The sequence below is a fragment of the Streptomyces sp. NBC_01775 genome, from assembly GCF_035917675.1.
Classification (GTDB): domain Bacteria; phylum Actinomycetota; class Actinomycetes; order Streptomycetales; family Streptomycetaceae; genus Streptomyces.
Map to the genome: position 1 here is coordinate 4,911,560 of NZ_CP109104.1, position 16,265 is coordinate 4,927,824.

Genomic DNA, 16,265 nt, shown 5'->3' on the forward strand with positions numbered 1-16,265 from the left:
TCAGCGGCCCTCGGCTCTCGGGGCGGGTTGCACGTCGCTCAGGCGCTGCTGTGCGCCGGGGCTCAGGCGTCGCTGTGTGCCGGGGTGCGCATCCGTGCCGTCGCGAAGTCCCGTACGCCCTCCTCGAAGGGGACCCGCGCCCGCCAGCCCAGTTCGCGGGCGACGCGCGCCGAGGACGCCGTGATGTGGCGGACGTCGCCGAGGCGGAACTCCCCCGTGACGACCGGCGCCGGGCCCCCGTACGCGTCGGCCAGCGCCTGGGCCATCTCGCCGACCGTGTGGGGGTGTCCGCTGCCGGTGTTGTAGGCGGCGAACGAGCCGGGGGCGCGGGCCTCCCCGGCGCGCAGCGCCTCGAGTGCGACGAGGTTGGCGTCCGCGATGTCGCGTACGTGCACGAAGTCGCGCCGCTGCCCGCCGTCTTCGAAGACGGCGGGTGCCTCGCCCCTGGCCAGCGCCGAGCGGAAGAAGGAGGCGACGCCCGCGTACGGGGTGTCGCGGGGCATCCCGGGCCCGTAGACGTTGTGGTAGCGCAGCGACAGCGCCCTGCCGCCCGTCGCACGGGCCCAGACAGCGGCCAGGTGCTCTTGCGCGAGCTTTGTCGCCGCGTAGGTGTTGCGCGGGTCGGCGGGCGCGTCCTCACCGACCAGGCCGGGCCGCAGCGGCGCCCCGCACTCGGGGCACGGCGGCTCGAAGTGCCCCTCGCGCAGCGCCTCCACGGCCCGCGGGCCAGGCCGGACGAGGCCGTGCGCGGGGCACTCGTAGCGGCCCTCGCCGTAGACGACCATCGAGCCGGCGAGTACGAGGTCGCGGACCCCGGCCCGCTCCATCGCCGCCAGCAGGACGGCGCTGCCCAGGTCGTTGCAGCCGACGTAGTCCGGCGCCTCGGCGAAGTCCTTGCCCAGGCCGACCATCGCGGCCTGGTGGCACACCGCGTCCACGCCGCGCAGCGCCTCGGCGACGGCCTCCGCGTCGCGCACGTCCCCGACGTGGAGCCGGGCAACCGGCGTGGGGGCAGGGGCCCCGGCGTCAGCCGGGTGCGTGTCGCCCGTGGGCGCGCCGGCCGGGTGCGCGGCGGGCAGCAGCGCGTCGAGCACCACCGCCTCGTGGCCCGCGGCTGCCAGCGTCCGGACGATCTGAGAACCGATGAAACCGGCGCCGCCGGTGACGAGTACGCGCATACGGCCACGCTAGGCGCGCGGCGCCGCCGCGCGGGGGCTCCCGCCGGCCGTGTCACCGGTCCGTAAGAACCTCGGAACCGGGTACCTGGCCGTGCCTCGACGCCGCGCAGGGCCGGTTCCTCCCTGCCCCGCCGGGCGGGGCTTCCTCTGCGGGTCCGCGACACCCTCTACTGACACGCCGGCCCGCGAAGAGGCACGTCCGATTGCCGATGGTTCTGCCGACCCAAGGTCGCGATACGTGCTGCCGACTATGGTCGGCGCCCCACGTAGCCGGCCAGCCGGGTGTAGATGTCGGCGTCGTCGGGCACCGGTACGACCGGGCCGAATGGGCCCTGCTCGCTGCGGGCCTCCGGCGGCGCGAACTCCGAGAATGCCTTGAGCGCCCGCACGGCAAGGTCGGGGTCGAGTTCGGCGAGCCGCCGGGTGGCACAGGCGAGGTCCCAGGAATGAACCGTGAACTCGTGGGTGTAGGCATCGAGAGCAGTCCGGCCGGGCAGCGTGGCCCACGGTAGCTCTACCATTCGGTCGAGCTTCTCGTCATCGGCCCACACCCGCTCGACCTCGCTACGGGCCCGGGCGAATGCGCTTGCCCAGCCGTCATCGGCTATGCCGTCGATCACATCGGGGACGTCGCGCGCATCGCCTCCGGTGCCGACACGGGCGAGCTTGTGCAGCACGGAGACTATGTGCCCGAGCAGTGCGCGAACGTCGTAATCGGCACAGGGAGTGCTGCTGCTCAGCTCATCGGGACTTACCGCCGCGACCTGCTTCCCGGCTTGATCAAGTGCCCTGGCGAAGATCGGACGCGGGTCATGGGCCAGTTCAGTTGTCATGATGGGGAGGCTACAAGGACCCACCGACAGGCCGGACAACTGAAGTGATGGGTCCCTGCCAGTGGTCCGGTACCCGCCGTCGACCGTACGTTCCAACGCGCTCAAGCCAACGCGCTCAAGAGGCAGATGTTCAACCGGCCCACTTCCCGCTCCTCGTCACAGTCACAGCGATGACGGACCGCTCGCCCAGAGCCTGTTCGACCGCGAACCCGCCGTACTCGTAAAGATCCTTATCTCCGCGAGAAACGGACAGCTGGGAAAGCGAGAAGCACCGACGACGCAACGTGGTTGTCCGCGCCCGCGGGGCTGTCCACCGGGCGAGGGTGGTCCCGTGCTCATCCTCGGCGGGGGCCGCGACCCATCACGCCGACCCACCGGGCGCGGCCCGGTACGCGCCCGCCCGCGCCGCCTCGTACGCCGCCTCCGCCGCGCGGGTCGCCGACGGCTCGTCCAGGGTGTCGCCGGTGGTGAGGAGGCGGTAATAGAGGGGGGCCGAGACGGCGCGGATGACCTCTTCCGGGTCCGTGCCGGGCGGGATCTCGCCCCGGGCCAGCGCCTGGTGGACGCACGGCACCCACTCCTCGACCCGGACCGCGTAGAAGCGGTGCAGCGCGTCGGCGGCCTTCTCGTCGCAGGTCGCCGCGGCGATCACCGCCTTGAACAGGGCGCCTTGGCGGGGGTCTGCCAGGGTGCGCCGTACCAGCGCGGCGTTGGCCTTCAAGTCGCCCAGGAGCGTGCCGGTTTCCGTGCGGGGGAGGGACTGTTCGGCCATGTCGGCGAGCAGGTCGGCCAGGAGCGCGGTGACCGTTCCCCAGCGGCGGTAGACGGTCGTCTTGCCGACGCCTGCCAGTCGGGCGACCTCGGCGAGGTCGAGGTGTGCGAAGCCGCGCTCGGCCAGCGCGTCCCCCGCGGCGCGCAGTACGGCCTCCCGCACCCGCGCCGTACGGCCCCCGGGGCGCACGGTGCCAACCCCTGTTCCAGCCGCCCCTGTTCCAGCCGCCCCCGCCCCGGCCGCCCCCGTGGCGGTCCGGTCCTCCCGCTCGCTTCCCATAACGGGTCTCCAGTTCCTTTAAGTCGCGGCTTCTGTTAGCGTCGCCCTCACATCTTAACGGGAATGCAGTCCCGTTAGACCACTTGGGAGGGAACCATCATGGAATACCGTCAGCTGGGCGCCTCAGGGCTGAAGGTGCCGGCGTTGAGCCTCGGCACCGGGACCTTCGGCGGGCGGGGGGCGTTCTTCGGGGCGTGGGGCGACACCGACGCCGTCGAGGCCCGCCGCCTCGTCGACATCGCGCTGGACGCGGGCATCACGATGTTCGACAGCGCCGACGTCTACTCGGGCGGCGCCTCCGAGGAGGTGCTCGGCCAGGCCATCAAGGGCCGCCGGGACCAGGTGATCCTCTCCACCAAGGCCGGGCTGCCCATGGGGGACGGGCCCGGCGACCACGGCACCTCCCGCGCCCGCCTCATCAAGGCCACCGAAGACGCGCTGCGCCGCCTCGGTACCGACCACCTCGACCTCTTCCAGCTCCACGGCTACGACGCCGCCACCCCCGTCGAAGAGGTCCTCGCCACGCTCGACCAGCTCGTCCGCGAGGGGAAGGTCCGCTACACCGGCGTCTCCAACTTCTCCGGCTGGCAGCTGATGAAGTCGCTGTCCACCGCCGAGAAGTACGGCCACCCCCGCTACGTCGCCCATCAGGTCTACTACTCCCTCATCGGCCGCGACTACGAGTGGGAGCTGATGCCGCTCGGGCTCGACCAGGGTGTCGGTGCCGTCGTCTGGAGCCCGTTGGGCTGGGGCCGGCTCACCGGGAAGATCCGGCGCGGCCGGCCGCTGCCCGAGCGCAGCCGCCTGCACGAGACGGCCGCCGCCGGACCGCCCGTCGAGGACGAGCTGCTCCACCGCGTCGTGGACGCGCTGGACGAGATCGCGGAGGAGACCGGCAGGACCGTCCCGCAGGTGGCCCTCAACTGGCTGCTGCGGCGTCCCAGCGTCTCGTCGGTGATCGTCGGGGCCCGCAACGAGGAGCAGTTGCGCCAGAACATCGGCGCCGTCGGCTGGAGCCTCACCCCCGAGCAGGTCGCGAAGCTGGACGCGGCGAGCGCCAAGGACGCGCCATACCCCTACTTCCCCTACCAGCGGCAGGAGGGCTTCGCCCGCCTCAACCCGGCACCGGTAGACCTCACCCCGCCGAGGGCGGCGTAGAGCGGGCCCCCGAAGGCCCCAAAGGGGCGCGGGGAACTGCGCGACAAGCCCATACGCACCCGCACTCTGCAAAACACAGGCAGCGGCACCCCCTGCTCAGCACCAAGAAAGAGCGCAACAGAAGGATCCGCCGGACAAGCCGGCCCGGAGGGCACCGCTCAGCACCAAGAAGGAGGCAGGAACCGGCCGTGCAGGAAGCCGAGGACGAGGGGGGTGGCGAGGTGGGCGAACTCCTCGAAGTACGCGTGCCGGGCGCCGGGGATCAGGCGCAGCTCGGCCTCGGGCACCCGCCCGGCCAGCAGCGGCGCGTTCGCCGTCGGGTTGAACGCGTCGTCCGTGCCGTGCACCACGAGCGTGGGCGCCGTGATGCGGGGCAGCGCCTCCCACGCGTCGTGCTCCGCGCTCGCCCGCAGATGGCGGCGCCGCGCGTACCCCGGCATCGACGGGTCGCCCAGCGTGTGGAAGGGGCCGGGGTGCCGGGCCGAGTACGCGGGGGTGTACATCAGGTCGAGCAGCGCTTGCCGCGCCGCCTCCGGGTCGGGCTGTACGAGTGCCCGCCGCACCTCGGGGCCGCGCTCGATGCCGTGCGGCGCGCCCGGTGAGGTGCAGCCCAGCACGAGCCGGTCGACGCGCTCGGGCCGGTCGGCGGCGAGCCACTGGGCGATCCGGCCGCCCATCGACGTCCCGTAGACGTGGGCCCGCGCGATCCCCGCGTCGTCCAGGACGGCGAGCGCGTCGCGTGCGAAGGCGGGGGTGCTGTAGGTGTCGGTGTCGGGCCGGCCGCTCGCGCCCGTCCCCCGGTGGTCCATGACGACGGTGGTGAACTCCGCGGCGAAGTCCGCCCGCACCGGGTCCCACCAGCGGTGGTTGTTGGACTGCCCGCTCAGCAGCAGCAGCGGGGGCCCTGCGCCATGAACCTCGTAATACAGCGCGGTCCCGTCAGCCGCCGTCGCAAAGGGCATGCCCCCACGCTCTCACGCTGCCGCCGACCCCTTCGCGCCCGGTCCCGGCACCCCGCTGGGCCCCACCCTTGATCCCCGTGCCCTCGGTCACCCTTCCCGTGGCTTCGCCGCCGGCCCGGCGGCGGCGGTCCGCGCGGCGAGGAAGTCGTGGAAGGTGACCGTTCCGACGGCGCGGTCCGGGGCGAGGTTGGCGCCCTGGCGGAGGGCGCGGCCCATGCCGCCGGGGAGACGGAATCCGACGACGCGGTGGCGGCGCCCGTAGGCCGTGAGGGTTGCCTCGGCCAGGTCGCGGGCCGTGTGCACCGCGGGGCCCGCGAGGTCGGGGACGCGGCCCGCCGGGGCGCCTCGTACGAGTTCCGCCAGACGCGCGGCGACCTCGCTGACCTCGATCGGCTGGAAGCGCACGCCGGAGGGGGCGAAGACGAAGGGGAGCCGGCGCTGCGCGTTCGTGATGGTCACGATCAGGTTGTGGAACTGGGTCGCGCGCAGCACCGTCCACGGCAGGCCGGATTGCTCCAGGACCCGTTCGGCCTCCCGCTTTCCCCGGTAGTAGGAGAACGGGATGGTGTCGACGCCGACGATCGAGATGTAGACGAGGTGCGGGCCGCCCGCCTGCCGCGCGGCCTCGACCAGCCGCGAGAGTACGGCCGCCTCCCGGAACGGGTCCGTCGCACAGTGGACGATCGCGCGTACGCCCGCCACGGCCGCGGCCAGCCCGATGCCGTTCTTCAGGTCGCACACGGCCCACTCGTAGGGCCGCTTGTCGCCCTGGGCGCGGGGCCGCCTGCTCATCACCCGTACGGGTACGCCGTCCGCCAGCAGCGCGTCCACCAGGGGACGGCCGAGCGTGCCGGTGCCGCCGGTCACCAGGACGGGGCCTTGGGGGGAGGGAGAGGGCGCGGGGGAGTGGGGGTCGGTGTCGTCCGTGGGCCTGGGCATGGGCTGGTGCCTCCGGGGTCGGGTGGCCGGTGTCCGCCGTCCCCTACGGACGGGACGGCGGCTCCGGATGTGACAGCCGTCCGGGGTGGGGTGCGGCGGGCGTGGACATGGCGGGGGCGGACATGGCGGGGGTGGGCCCGGCAGCCAGTTGGCGGGCCACGTCATCCAGCTTCTCCGGATTCGCGGCTGTGCGCAGCGCGACGATCCGTCCCCCGGCGCCTCGCCCGTCGTCTCGTCCCTCGCGTGACGCCGCTCCCGCCCCCCCGCGTTACCCGTGCGCGGCGTGCGCTGCCGCGCGCTGCGAGGAGTCGGGAGAGGAAGAACTTTCGGTCGGGACAGCCCGTACCCCGTCCGCCCCGCCCCGCCCCGCCCCGCACCGCTCCGGCCGACGCCGTGCGGGGCGTGCGGGCGAGGCGTGCGGGCCGGTCGGTGACTGCGGGCGGGCGAAAAGGCGTTGCTCGCGTTCGGGCGGGCGCGTTACCGTCACCGCACTCTGACGATCACGCTCTCCAGAACGAACGCCGCAGAAAGGGAGCGAGCCCGCGCACAGTCGCGCGGAGCCCACGGAGGGGCGGCACACGATTCGGCATGCCCTCCGGAGGATTCACCCATGAAGATCGGCCTTGGCCTTCCCATCGACGACCCCGCCCTGCTGCTGAGCTGGGCCCGGCGCGTCGACGCCGGCCCGTTCAGCACGCTCGGACTGCTCGACCGGCTCGTTTTCGGCAACCCCGAGCCCCTTGTCACCCTCGCGACCCTCGCCGGGGCCACGTCCCGTGTCCGTGTCCAGACGGAGGTGTTGATCGCGCCCGTTCACAGCACCGCGATGCTCGCGAAGCAGACGGCGACCCTCGACCGCATGTCGGACGGCCGTTTCACGCTGGGTATCGGCGTCGGCGGTCGCGAAGACGACTGCCTGGCCGCGGGCATCGACATGCGTCGCCGGGGCCGCCGCCTCGACGAGCAGATGACCCTGCTGCGCCGGACCTGGGCCGGCGAGCCCTACGGGGACGGCGTCGGGCCCATCGGTCCCGAGCCCGCGACCCCCGGCGGCCCGGAGGTGCTGTTCGGTGGCTTCGTCCCCGCCGCGATCGAGCGGGTCGGCCGGTTCGGCGACGGCTTCCTGGGGGCCGCGCTGCCGCCGCGGCTGATGGACGGTCTGTTCCGCGACGTCGAGGCGGTCTGGGAGAAGCACGACCGGACCGGCCGGCCGCGCCTGGTCGCCCAGATGAACGTCGCCCTCGGCCCGGAGCGCACCGTCGAGCGGGCCTTGCACAACGTCCGCGACTACTACGGCTTCAGCGGTCGTGCCGATCACGTGGTGGACGGTCTTGTCACCACGCCGGAGGGCGTCCGCGAGGCGGTCGGTGCCTTCTTCGACATCGGTGCCGACGAGGTCATGCTCTACTGCTGGTCCTCGGACGTCGACCAGGTCGACCGCATCGCCGACGCCGTGTTCTGACGCCGTGTTCTGACACCGTGCTCTGGCGCCGCGTTGTCGCCGGGCTGACGCCGAGTCGAGGCTGATCCGACCCGACCCGACCCGACCGGCGCCGTGCGGGGAGGGGCCGCCGAGCGCACTGCTCGGCGGCTGTCAGCGGCGGGTGTTTGGATTCCCGCATGGATCACGACGGCATGCCCTCCGCCCTTCGTGAGGTCTGCGCCGAACGTCTCGGCGCGGACCTCGCGGCTCGGTGCCTCACCCTGGCCCGGCCCGGATTCGCGCTGACCGAGGCCCGACCCGGCCAGGCCGCCGGACACAGCCGGTTCGGCGGCCTGGCCCTGCTCGAACCGGGCACCCCGTGGCCGTCCTGCGAGGGGTTCCCGTTGAGCCTGCTCGCCGTACTCGACACGGACGCCTTGCACCCGTGGCTGGGCGGGCTCGTCCCCGTCGGCACGGGGCTGCTCAACTTCTTCGCGCTCGACAGCGATTCCGAGCTGTCCGACCCCGCCGCCCTCGAACTGTCGGTCCAGGCCGGCTACGACGACCCACGCTGCGGACGGGTGATCGCGGCGCGCGCCGACGCCGCGGTGGAGACCGAGCCGCCCGCCCGCGCGAGCGACTTCACGCCCACCCCGTGGACAGCCACGCCCGGGTTCGTCCTTCCCGACACCTGGGATCCGGCCTGGGACACCCTCGATCCGGGGCCCGACGTCGAGGGCATAGGCAGGGCCATGCTCGGGATGCACGTGAGGAACCAGCTCGCCGAGGGGCCGCCGCCACCGGGCCTGCTCGACGCGGAGGGCCACCTCGCCTTCGGACGGCCGCTGTTTCCGACGGGGTCCTCGCCGGTGCTGCCGGACGATGAGGACCCGAACACGTACCACCACCTGTTGCAGTTGGACTCTCAGAACGAGTGGTACATCGGCGGTGACGGCGGCTGCATGCACTGGTCGATCCCCACCGAGGCCCTGCGGGACGGTGACTTCACCCGGGCGATCCCGACCCCGGACATCTTCTGACCGCCGCTGCGCAGCCCGAGGGGCGACCGGCGGGGCCTCTTCGGCACTGGCCCCTCACCCCTCACCCCTCGGCCCCCTCGCCCCTCGCACCTCACCTCGCGCCCCTCGCCCCTCACCCCTGACCCCCGGCCCTCACCCCTGACCCCCCGCGGGGCCGTCCGCCTCAGCGGTCGCCGGTGAAGAACTCCAGGTAAGCCTCGGCCGTCTCGTGCGGGGTCTCTTGGGCGGGATGATGCCCCGCCTCCAGCACGACCTCGCGCACATCGGTGGCGACTTCACGCATCTGCCGGGCCGGGTCGCCGCCCATGGCGTACCTCCCGCCGACCGCGAGGACGGGCACCGACAGCGGGGTGCGGGCGGCGGCGCGGTTGAGCTCGGCGTCCTCGAGCGAGGCGCGGTAGATGGACAGCATCGCCCGCAGGCGGCCGGGCATCGTGTAGGTCCGGACGTATTCGTCGAGGAAGTCGGAGGAGAGCGCGTCGACGTTGTGCGCCTCCTGGGACATCCAGTGGTCGATGAACGGCCGTTCGCGCCCAGTGATCAGCATCTCGGGGATGTCCGGCTGGAAGAAGAAGCCGACGTGGTAGATCCACGTACCGGCGGCCACGCGCTCCGCGCCGAGGTGGGTCACCTCCTCCCAGCCGAAGCCCGCCAGAAATGCCTCCTGGTAGACCAACTGCCGCACCCGGTCCGGGTGTCGGGCCGCGAGCTGGTAGGCGACGGCGGCGCCCCAGTCCTCCCCGACGACACGGTAGGAGGTGAAGCCGAGCCCGCTCATCAGCTCGGCGATGTCGTCCGCGAGCGTCGCCGTGTCGAAGCCGTCGGCGGCCGGTGCGGAATCGCCGATCCCGCGCAGGTCCGGCGTCACCACCGTGTAGTGGGGCGTCAGAAGCGGAACGACGTCCCGCCAGTGGTAGCTGGTCTTCGGCGCGCCGTGGAGCAGTACGACGGGCTCCCCCTGGCCCCCTGTCCGGTAGTGGAGCTTGGTGCCGTTCACGGACAGCCGTGCGGAGGTCAGCGGCTGTCCGAGGTGGTCGTGCACGTACATGTGGATCGTCCTCGCCTGCTCAGGTTGGTCACTTCCAGTTACTCGATCACCGTAGGGAAGTAAGCCCTATGCAGGAAGAACGCACTTTTCAGTGACAGGGGCACCTTGTGGTGACCGCCCCGGTGGCACGCGGGCCCGGGCAGTTCCGCGGACAAGATCCCGCTCGATCAGCGGCGCTCCCGCTGTGCGCCGAAACGACTTCTCATGTAACTGATTCGTAACAGCTCGGGCCGCGCAAAAACTTCCGTACGTCTTTCCGCATCCCAGAGGAGCGACCCACGCGCCAACACCCCGCCCGGCGCGTCGACTTCTCTCGGTGGTCCTCGCCGCGCTCCCGAACCCCCGGCGCGGCACCTGCCTCCCCGGCTCCCCCCTCCCCCGGCACAGAAATCCGCGTACCCGATGAACGAGTTCGAACAGACCGCTGACGGCTTCAGCGCCGCATCCGACAAGAGCGGGATCGCCCCGCACACGCTCTTACCCTCGCGCGCTGCCGGTCACCTGCCGGACGGCGGTACGAAGGCGTGAAATCCAGGATCGATCCCCTGTCCATGGCGGCGATGATGGTCACCGTGGTCTCGTTCTCGGCCACCGCCCCGCTCACCGCCTACGCCTCCGCGTCGCCACTGGCCATGGCCTTCTGGCGCAACTTTCTGGGCTTTGCCACGCTCGGGCCGTTGCTCTTGTTACTGCGCCGTCGCGAGGTGGTGCGTGTCGCGCGCGGCGAGCGCGGCCTGCTGCGCCGGGAGCAGTGGCGGCCCCTGGTCTTCGGCTTCCTCGCGGCCACGGCGCTCGCCTGCCACTTCGCGGCCTTCATGACGAGCACCCGGCTGACCTCGGTCGCGATGTCCACGGCGCTCGTCGCCACCCAGCCCGTCTGGCAGGCCCTCATCGCACGGACGCAGGGCGCCCGGGCCTCGCGCAGGACATGGGCGGGGCTCGCGCTCTCCGTGGTCGGAGCCGTCGCCGCGACCGGCCTCGACTTGAAGGCCGGCGGTACGGCGCTGCTGGGTGACGCGCTCGCCCTCGCCGGGGCCATCGCTCTGGCGGGGTACACCGCCCTGAGCGAAAAGGCGCGCCCAGGGGTGAGTACGCCCCTGTATTCGACGGTCACCTCGCTGATCTGCGGTCTGGAACTCCTCGCCGTCTGCTGGCTGGCGGGCATCCCGCTCACCGGCTTCGACCAGACGACGCACCTGTCGCTGCTCGGACTGCTCATCCTCCCCCAGCTGCTGGGGCTCGGCTCGATGAACTTCGCCCTCGGCAGGACATCGGCGACGACGATGAGCGTGCTCCTCCTGCTGGAGGCTCCGGTGGCCGCGCTCACCGCATGGTGGCTGCTGGGGCAGCACATCGAGATCGCGACCCTTCCCGGGCTCCTGCTGATCATCGTCGGCGTCATGGTGGTGGTGACGAGCGGCGGCGGAGAACGGGCAGCGGCGGAGGAAGCCGGCCAACTGCCGGGAACGCTCCCGTACCCGGCCCACCCCCCGTACGAGCCCTACGGGTACGAGCCCCGACTACAGCCCGCGGGCGCGGTATCCGTCGCGTCCGTCGGACCAGCCGCCTCCGTCGCCTCCACGGCATCCCTCGCCGGAGCGGCGGAACGCAGCGCCCCGGAACGCAGCGCCCCGGAACGCAGCGCCCCGGCACGGATCCTGGAGACCGCCAGGGCGACGCCACCACAACGTCCACCCCTCCGGCACGGTGCCAGACCGGACCCCAGAGTGGACTGGGCGCGGTGCCCCGTGGACGACAGCCCGACGGTCACGTTCTCCCATCCCGGCGTGGGGGCGTTCGACACCATGTACTTGCGCAGGCCGCACGTGGTGAAACAGAACCCGGCCGCAAGCGGCGGCACCGACCGCCCACGGGACCACACGCCCATGAGTGCCCGTGTTCCTGACGCCGACTAGGCGTGTCCGGCGGATCACGCGTGCCCGGCGCGGGGACGAGTCCCGAAGGGGCGCGGGGAACCGCGCGACAAGCCCACAACACACCCGCACCCTGCACAGCACAGGCAGGGGCACCCCCTGCTCAGCACCCTGAGAGAGGGCAACAGAAAGATCCGCCGGACAGGCCGTAGCGCCGTGCGAGGGCTCGGCCGCCGTGCTCGGCACGGGGGTGACGCTTCGGCGGCCGGCGAAGTGTCCGCGTCCTACGGTGCCGTCATGACGGCGCCGCCGTCACCACCTCAACCACCGCGAGGAAGCCATCCGATGAGCGGGCTCACCCCCTTCGCCGCCCTGCACGACGTCCCGCACGCGCCCCTGCTGCTCCCCAACGCCTGGGACTACTCCTCCGCCGCCGTCCTGGCCGCGAACGGGTTCGCGGCCATCGGCACCACCAGCCTCGGCGTCGCCGGGGCCGCGGGGGTTCCGGACGGGGCCGGGGTCACCAAGGAGGCGACCCTCGCGCAGGTCCGGTGCCTGGGGCGCGGGCCGTTTCTGCTGTCCGTGGACGCGGAGGGCGGCTTCAGCGACGACCCGGACGAGGTCGCCGCGCTGGCCCGGGAATTCGCCGAGGCGGGGGCGGTGGGCCTCAACCTGGAGGACGGCCGTCCCGACGGGACCCTCGTTCCCGTCGCCGTGCACGCCGCCAAGGTCCGGGCGGTGAAGGCCGCCGTCCCGGACCTCTTCGTCAACGCCCGCACCGACACCCACTGGCTCGGCACCGGTCAGGACGAGACCCTCTCGCGGCTCCTCGCCTATCAACAGGCGGGCGCCGACGGGGCGTTCGTACCCGGGCTGACGGAGCCCGCCCGCATCGGGGCGCTCGTCGAGGCCCTCGACGTCCCCCTCAACATCCTCTACTCGCCCACCGGCCCCACGCTGCCCGAGCTGGGGTCGCTCGGCGTGCGCCGGGTCAGCCTCGGCTCGCTCCTCTACCGCCAGGCCCTCTCCTCAGCCCTTCGGACGGCCCGGACCATCCGCTCCGGACAGCATGTCCCGGCCGCGGAACTCGCCTACGGGGACGTCCAGCAGCTCGCCCCCACCGTGTGAGGCGCCGCACTTCCGCGGGGCGCTCCAGAGGCGCGCCTCCGAGACGATTCCGCAGCGCCTCACGAGGCGTGCGGACCCGGGAACAGCGCCTGCTGGGCCATCGACTGGGCGGCCAGCAGCGCGCCGTGCACCACTCCCGCGCCGCCGAAGTGGCTGGGCCGTACCTCCGTGGGGAGCGGCGACAGCCGGGCGAGCGCGGACTCGACGCGGGTGGCGAGCGCGGTGCCGCCCGCGTGGCCGAGTTCGCCCCCGAGGACGAGGCAGCCGGGATCGAGGACGGCGACAACCGCCGCTGCCCCCAGCGCGATCCGGGACGCGAACGCGTCCAGGAAGGCCTCGCCGGGCGGCCCCGCCGCCACCGCCGCACGCACCGCCGCCTCGGCTTCGAGCCTCAGCGCGGGGTCGGAACTGTGCGCGGGATCGGCGCCCTGCCCGGGGTCGGCACCCGGTTCAGGAGCGAGGCCCTGTTCGGGGCCGATGCCGTGCTCCTCGCCGATGCCGTGCTCCTCGGCGAGGCGGCGCACGGCGGCGCCGCTGACCAGGGAGTGGAATCCGTCGTCACAATCCGTGGCCGACGGCAGCCCGTTCGTGCCCGGCATCGGCAAAAAGCCGATCTCCCCCGCCCCGCCCGAGGCCCCGTTGCGCAGCTTCCCGTCGAGGACCACCGCCGCGCCGGGGCCCTCGCCCAGCCAGAACAGGATGAACGAGTCCCGGCCGCGGGCCACCCCTTGCCGCTGTTCGGCCAGGGCGGCGAGGTTGCTCTCGTTCTCGATGCGGACGGCCGCGGTGAGGCGCTGCTGGAGCAGGGCGATCACCTCGTGGTGCCAGACCAGGCCCGTACTGGTGCGCAGCCGTGCCGTCGCCGCGTCGATCATCCCGGGCGCTCCGACGGCCACGCTGTGCAACTGCCGTACGCCCGCGTCCTTCATCACCTGATCGAGCAGCTCGGCGGAGCGCCGTACCGCCTCGGCGGACCGGTCCCTCGCGCCGACCTCGGCGCCGTGCTTTCCCGAACCGTGCGTGCCCGAACGGTGCGTCCCCGCCCCGTGCTTCGCCGCCCAGTCCTTCTCCAGCGCGTCGACCGGCAGTGTGCCCTCCGCGAGGGTGGTGCCGAGCAGGTCCGCGACCAGGACGCGCACGCTGTCGGCGCGCATGTCGAGCGCCGCGAGGTGCGCCCGGTCCGCGGCGATCCCGTACAGCCGCGCGTTGGGGCCGCGCCGGTTGGCCCCGGACTCCCCGGCGGGGGTGATCAGCCCGTTCTCGCCGAGCCGTTGGATGAGGTCGGCGACGGTGGGGCGGGCGAGGCCGGTGAGCGTGGTGAGCTGACTGGCCGACAGCGGCCCGTGCTCTTGGAGCAGCTCCAGTGCGAGGCGGTCGTTCAGGGCCCTGGCGGTGCTCGGAGACGCGGGTGGCATGAGCGGAGTCTTTCACAATACCTTTCAGGAAGGGTCCCTGATAGTTTACGCGGCACGCGCGGCGCAGCACTGTCCGAGCCGTGCGAACTCCGAGGAGGGACCGCTGAGATGACGGCTGCCGACGCACCACCGCCGAAGAAGCGCGCCACTTCATCGGGGGAACGCGAAGCTTCACCGGAAGAGCGCGCCGCACCGCCGCTGAAGCGCGCCGCACCGCCGCTGAAGCGCGACGCGCCGCCGCTGAAGCGCGACGCGCCCTCGCCGAAGAAGCAAGGAGCGACGCCGAGTTCGGGAACCCCCGCTTCCCGGCCGCCTTCCCGGCTGCGCGGTGCCCGGTTCGCCATCGCGCTCGTCTTCTGCGTCCACGGCTCGGTGACCGGGAGCTTCGCCACGCGGGTGCCCTGGATCCAGGAGCACGCCGGAGTCTCCGCCGGTCAACTGGGCCTGGCCCTCGCGTTTCCCGCGGTCGGCGGCTCGGTCGCGATGCCGATGGCGGGTGCGATCAGCCACCGCTTCGGCGCCCGGCCCGCGCTGCGGGTGCTGCTCGCGCTGTGGACGCTCGCCCTGGCCCTCCCGGCACTGGCGCCGAACCTGCTCACCCTCTGCCTCGTACTCTTCCTCTTCGGCGCGACGGCCGGGACGTCCGACGTCGTCATGAACGGCCTGGGCGTCGAGACCGAGCGGCGCCTGGGTCGCTCCATCATGTCCGGTCTGCATGGAATGTGGAGTATCGGCGCCCTCGTCGGCTCCGTGGGCGGCACCTTCGCCGCTCACTTCGGCGTCGACGCCCGGCTGCACCACCTGCTGGCGGCCGGTGTGCTGACGGTCCTCGGGGTACTGGTCACCCGGAGTGCCTTGGACGTGCCGACAGAGCCGGCGGCGGATCCGCCGCCGCGCTTCGCGCTGCCGCCCAGGTCTGCCGTGCTGATCGGGGCCGTCGCCTTCTGCGCCGTCTTCGCGGAAGGGGCGAGCCTGGACTGGTCGGCCGTCTATCTGCGCGACGTGCTCGGCACTTCACCGGGACTGGCGGCGGCCACCACGACCGCGTTCGCGCTGACCATGGCGGTGGCCAGGCTCGCGGGGGACGCGGTGGTCGACCGCTTCGGCGCCGTACGCACCGTGCGGGCCGGGGGAATGCTGGCGGTCCTGGGCGGCGTGCTCGTCGTCACCGCGTCGTCCCCGGCCCTGGCCCTGAGCGGCTTCGGGCTGATCGGGCTGGGCATAGCGGTCGTCGTGCCGCTGGCCTTCGCCGCGGCGGCGCGCAGCAGCGCGGCACCGGCGCAGGCCATCGCGGGCGTCGCGACGATCACGTACACCGCCGGTCTCATCGCCCCCTCGTTGGTCGGGGGGATCGCCGATCTCACCTCGCTGGTCGCCTCGTTCGGCCTCGTCACGGCCCTCGCCTGCGGGCTGACGCTGGGTGCGCGGCTGCTGCGTACGGACGCCCGCGAGGTGACGAGCACGCCCTCGCGGCCCGCCGCCCGCGAGGGTGAGCACGCATGAACAGTGCGGGAACGATCGGGAACGAACGGTCAGTAATCAGCCCGGAAGCAGCCGGTAGTGGGTCGCGATTTTGTAAGGGTTCCGTTAAAAACTGGTGGAGAGCCAGGGGCGTATCTGGCGGCGGGCGTGGTGCAGCCGGGACTTGACGGTGCCGAGAGGAATGTCCAGGCGGTCGACGATCTCGGCGTAGTCCATTTGACAGAGGTCGCGGTAGACAAGAGGAGCCACCAGGTGTGGACTCTCACGCTCCAGTCGTTCCAGCGCGTCGAGGAAATCCACCCGCGAGCCGGCGATCACGCTCGTGGTCCGGGGGTCGGGACGTCCGTCAGGAGCGCCGCTCTCGTGCGGCAGCATGGGCTCTTCGACCGCCCGTCGCTTCAGCTCGCGGTACTTCTGGCGTGCGCAGTTGGCGACGATGGTGTGCAGCCAGGTGCTGAAGCGGCTGCGGCCCTCGAAGCGGTGGATGTGCCGCGCGACCTGCAACAACACGTCCTGCCCTGCCTCCTCGGCGTCCTCTCGGTAGAGGAGGAAGCGCCCGCAGCGGCGTACGACTTCCGGGCGGATGGCGCGCAGCAGCAGGTCGAGAGAGGCGGCGTCCCCGGCTGCGGCGCGGGCAGCGAGGGCCTCGTTCTCGGCGGCGGGGCCGGTGGCGGGACCAGCGGAGGGTCCGGTGGAATCCTGTGTCATGGGGGGCTCGGTCACGGCATCTGTGA

General features: G+C 72.7%; 15 protein-coding genes. 7 read left to right on the forward strand and 8 right to left on the reverse strand.

The window, feature by feature from the left end:
• Positions 1-62: 62 nt before the first annotated feature.
• The 3 genes from OHB04_RS21890 to OHB04_RS21900 form a co-directional block, all read right to left on the reverse strand.
• Complete coding sequence (locus OHB04_RS21890) at positions 63-1,178, reverse strand: NAD-dependent epimerase/dehydratase family protein (protein ID WP_326808084.1); 1,116 nt, start codon at positions 1,176-1,178, stop codon at positions 63-65.
• 248 nt (positions 1,179-1,426) lie between these two features.
• Entirely contained in the window at positions 1,427-2,011 is a 585-nt protein-coding gene (locus OHB04_RS21895) for a TIGR03086 family metal-binding protein (RefSeq protein ID WP_326689399.1), read from the reverse strand.
• A gap of 361 nt (positions 2,012-2,372) precedes the next feature.
• Positions 2,373-2,972, reverse strand: coding sequence for a TetR/AcrR family transcriptional regulator (locus OHB04_RS21900; protein WP_326689400.1), 600 nt, complete (start codon positions 2,970-2,972; stop codon positions 2,373-2,375).
• Between the two features lie 189 nt (positions 2,973-3,161).
• Between OHB04_RS21900 and OHB04_RS21905 the strand changes: the two genes are divergently transcribed.
• Positions 3,162-4,220, forward strand: coding sequence for an aldo/keto reductase (locus OHB04_RS21905; RefSeq protein ID WP_326689401.1), 1,059 nt, complete (start codon positions 3,162-3,164; stop codon positions 4,218-4,220).
• A gap of 158 nt (positions 4,221-4,378) precedes the next feature.
• On the opposite strand, the gene OHB04_RS21910 is transcribed toward OHB04_RS21905, so the two are convergent.
• Positions 4,379-5,182 carry an alpha/beta fold hydrolase gene (locus OHB04_RS21910; protein WP_326808085.1) on the reverse strand — a complete coding sequence of 268 codons (804 nt, stop codon included), beginning with the start codon at positions 5,180-5,182 and terminating at the stop codon, positions 4,379-4,381.
• Between the two features lie 87 nt (positions 5,183-5,269).
• Positions 5,270-6,121: an SDR family oxidoreductase gene (locus tag OHB04_RS21915; RefSeq protein ID WP_326808086.1), complete on the reverse strand. Its 852-nt coding sequence runs from the start codon at positions 6,119-6,121 to the stop codon at positions 5,270-5,272.
• A gap of 610 nt (positions 6,122-6,731) precedes the next feature.
• Here OHB04_RS21915 and OHB04_RS21920 point away from each other — a divergent pair.
• Both OHB04_RS21920 and OHB04_RS21925 read left to right on the forward strand, forming a co-directional pair.
• A complete protein-coding gene (locus tag OHB04_RS21920; protein WP_326689404.1) occupies positions 6,732-7,583 on the forward strand; it encodes an LLM class flavin-dependent oxidoreductase in 852 nt (283 codons plus the stop codon).
• 158 nt (positions 7,584-7,741) lie between these two features.
• A complete protein-coding gene (locus OHB04_RS21925) occupies positions 7,742-8,584 on the forward strand; it encodes a DUF1963 domain-containing protein (RefSeq protein ID WP_326808087.1) in 843 nt (280 codons plus the stop codon).
• A 163-nt stretch (positions 8,585-8,747) separates the two neighbouring features.
• On the opposite strand, the gene OHB04_RS21930 is transcribed toward OHB04_RS21925, so the two are convergent.
• Entirely contained in the window at positions 8,748-9,632 is an 885-nt protein-coding gene (locus tag OHB04_RS21930; RefSeq protein WP_326808088.1) for an alpha/beta fold hydrolase, read from the reverse strand.
• 402 nt (positions 9,633-10,034) lie between these two features.
• On the opposite strand from OHB04_RS21930, the gene OHB04_RS21935 reads away from it, so the two are divergent.
• From OHB04_RS21935 to OHB04_RS21945, 3 genes are all read left to right on the forward strand, one after another.
• On the forward strand, positions 10,035-10,160 hold the full coding sequence (locus OHB04_RS21935) for a hypothetical protein (protein ID WP_326689407.1): 126 nt from the start codon (positions 10,035-10,037) through the stop codon (positions 10,158-10,160).
• A complete protein-coding gene (locus OHB04_RS21940; RefSeq protein WP_326808089.1) occupies positions 10,157-11,548 on the forward strand; it encodes a DMT family transporter in 1,392 nt (463 codons plus the stop codon). Before OHB04_RS21935 ends, OHB04_RS21940 begins: the two co-directional genes overlap by 4 nt.
• Before the next feature lie 303 nt (positions 11,549-11,851).
• On the forward strand, positions 11,852-12,634 hold the full coding sequence (locus OHB04_RS21945; RefSeq protein WP_326689409.1) for an isocitrate lyase/PEP mutase family protein: 783 nt from the start codon (positions 11,852-11,854) through the stop codon (positions 12,632-12,634).
• 59 nt (positions 12,635-12,693) lie between these two features.
• On the opposite strand, the gene OHB04_RS21950 is transcribed toward OHB04_RS21945, so the two are convergent.
• Complete coding sequence (locus OHB04_RS21950) at positions 12,694-14,049, reverse strand: ROK family transcriptional regulator (RefSeq protein WP_326808090.1); 1,356 nt, start codon at positions 14,047-14,049, stop codon at positions 12,694-12,696.
• Positions 14,050-14,157: 108 nt separating this feature from the next.
• Between OHB04_RS21950 and OHB04_RS21955 the strand changes: the two genes are divergently transcribed.
• Positions 14,158-15,552: an MFS transporter gene (locus OHB04_RS21955; RefSeq protein ID WP_326808091.1), complete on the forward strand. Its 1,395-nt coding sequence runs from the start codon at positions 14,158-14,160 to the stop codon at positions 15,550-15,552.
• 84 nt (positions 15,553-15,636) lie between these two features.
• On the opposite strand, the gene OHB04_RS21960 is transcribed toward OHB04_RS21955, so the two are convergent.
• Positions 15,637-16,239: an RNA polymerase sigma factor gene (locus OHB04_RS21960; protein WP_326689412.1), complete on the reverse strand. Its 603-nt coding sequence runs from the start codon at positions 16,237-16,239 to the stop codon at positions 15,637-15,639.
• Positions 16,240-16,265: the final 26 nt, after the last annotated feature.

What these genes read in the sequence shown, in the direction of transcription:
- OHB04_RS21895 (WP_326689399.1), bottom strand. Translation starts at nt 2,011, where the DNA reads ATGACAACTGAACTGGCCCATGACCCGCGTCCGATCTTCGCCAGGGCA.
- OHB04_RS21890 (WP_326808084.1), bottom strand. Translation starts at nt 1,178, where the DNA reads ATGCGCGTACTCGTCACCGGCGGCGCCGGTTTCATCGGTTCTCAGATC.
- OHB04_RS21935 (WP_326689407.1), top strand. Translation starts at nt 10,035, where the DNA reads ATGAACGAGTTCGAACAGACCGCTGACGGCTTCAGCGCCGCATCCGAC.
- OHB04_RS21950 (WP_326808090.1), bottom strand. Translation starts at nt 14,049, where the DNA reads ATGCCACCCGCGTCTCCGAGCACCGCCAGGGCCCTGAACGACCGCCTC.
- OHB04_RS21930 (WP_326808088.1), bottom strand. Translation starts at nt 9,632, where the DNA reads ATGTACGTGCACGACCACCTCGGACAGCCGCTGACCTCCGCACGGCTG.
- OHB04_RS21960 (WP_326689412.1), bottom strand. Translation starts at nt 16,239, where the DNA reads ATGACACAGGATTCCACCGGACCCTCCGCTGGTCCCGCCACCGGCCCC.
- OHB04_RS21915 (WP_326808086.1), bottom strand. Translation starts at nt 6,121, where the DNA reads ATGCCCAGGCCCACGGACGACACCGACCCCCACTCCCCCGCGCCCTCT.
- OHB04_RS21955 (WP_326808091.1), top strand. Translation starts at nt 14,158, where the DNA reads ATGACGGCTGCCGACGCACCACCGCCGAAGAAGCGCGCCACTTCATCG.
- OHB04_RS21905 (WP_326689401.1), top strand. Translation starts at nt 3,162, where the DNA reads ATGGAATACCGTCAGCTGGGCGCCTCAGGGCTGAAGGTGCCGGCGTTG.
- OHB04_RS21920 (WP_326689404.1), top strand. Translation starts at nt 6,732, where the DNA reads ATGAAGATCGGCCTTGGCCTTCCCATCGACGACCCCGCCCTGCTGCTG.
- OHB04_RS21910 (WP_326808085.1), bottom strand. Translation starts at nt 5,182, where the DNA reads ATGCCCTTTGCGACGGCGGCTGACGGGACCGCGCTGTATTACGAGGTT.
- OHB04_RS21925 (WP_326808087.1), top strand. Translation starts at nt 7,742, where the DNA reads ATGGATCACGACGGCATGCCCTCCGCCCTTCGTGAGGTCTGCGCCGAA.
- OHB04_RS21945 (WP_326689409.1), top strand. Translation starts at nt 11,852, where the DNA reads ATGAGCGGGCTCACCCCCTTCGCCGCCCTGCACGACGTCCCGCACGCG.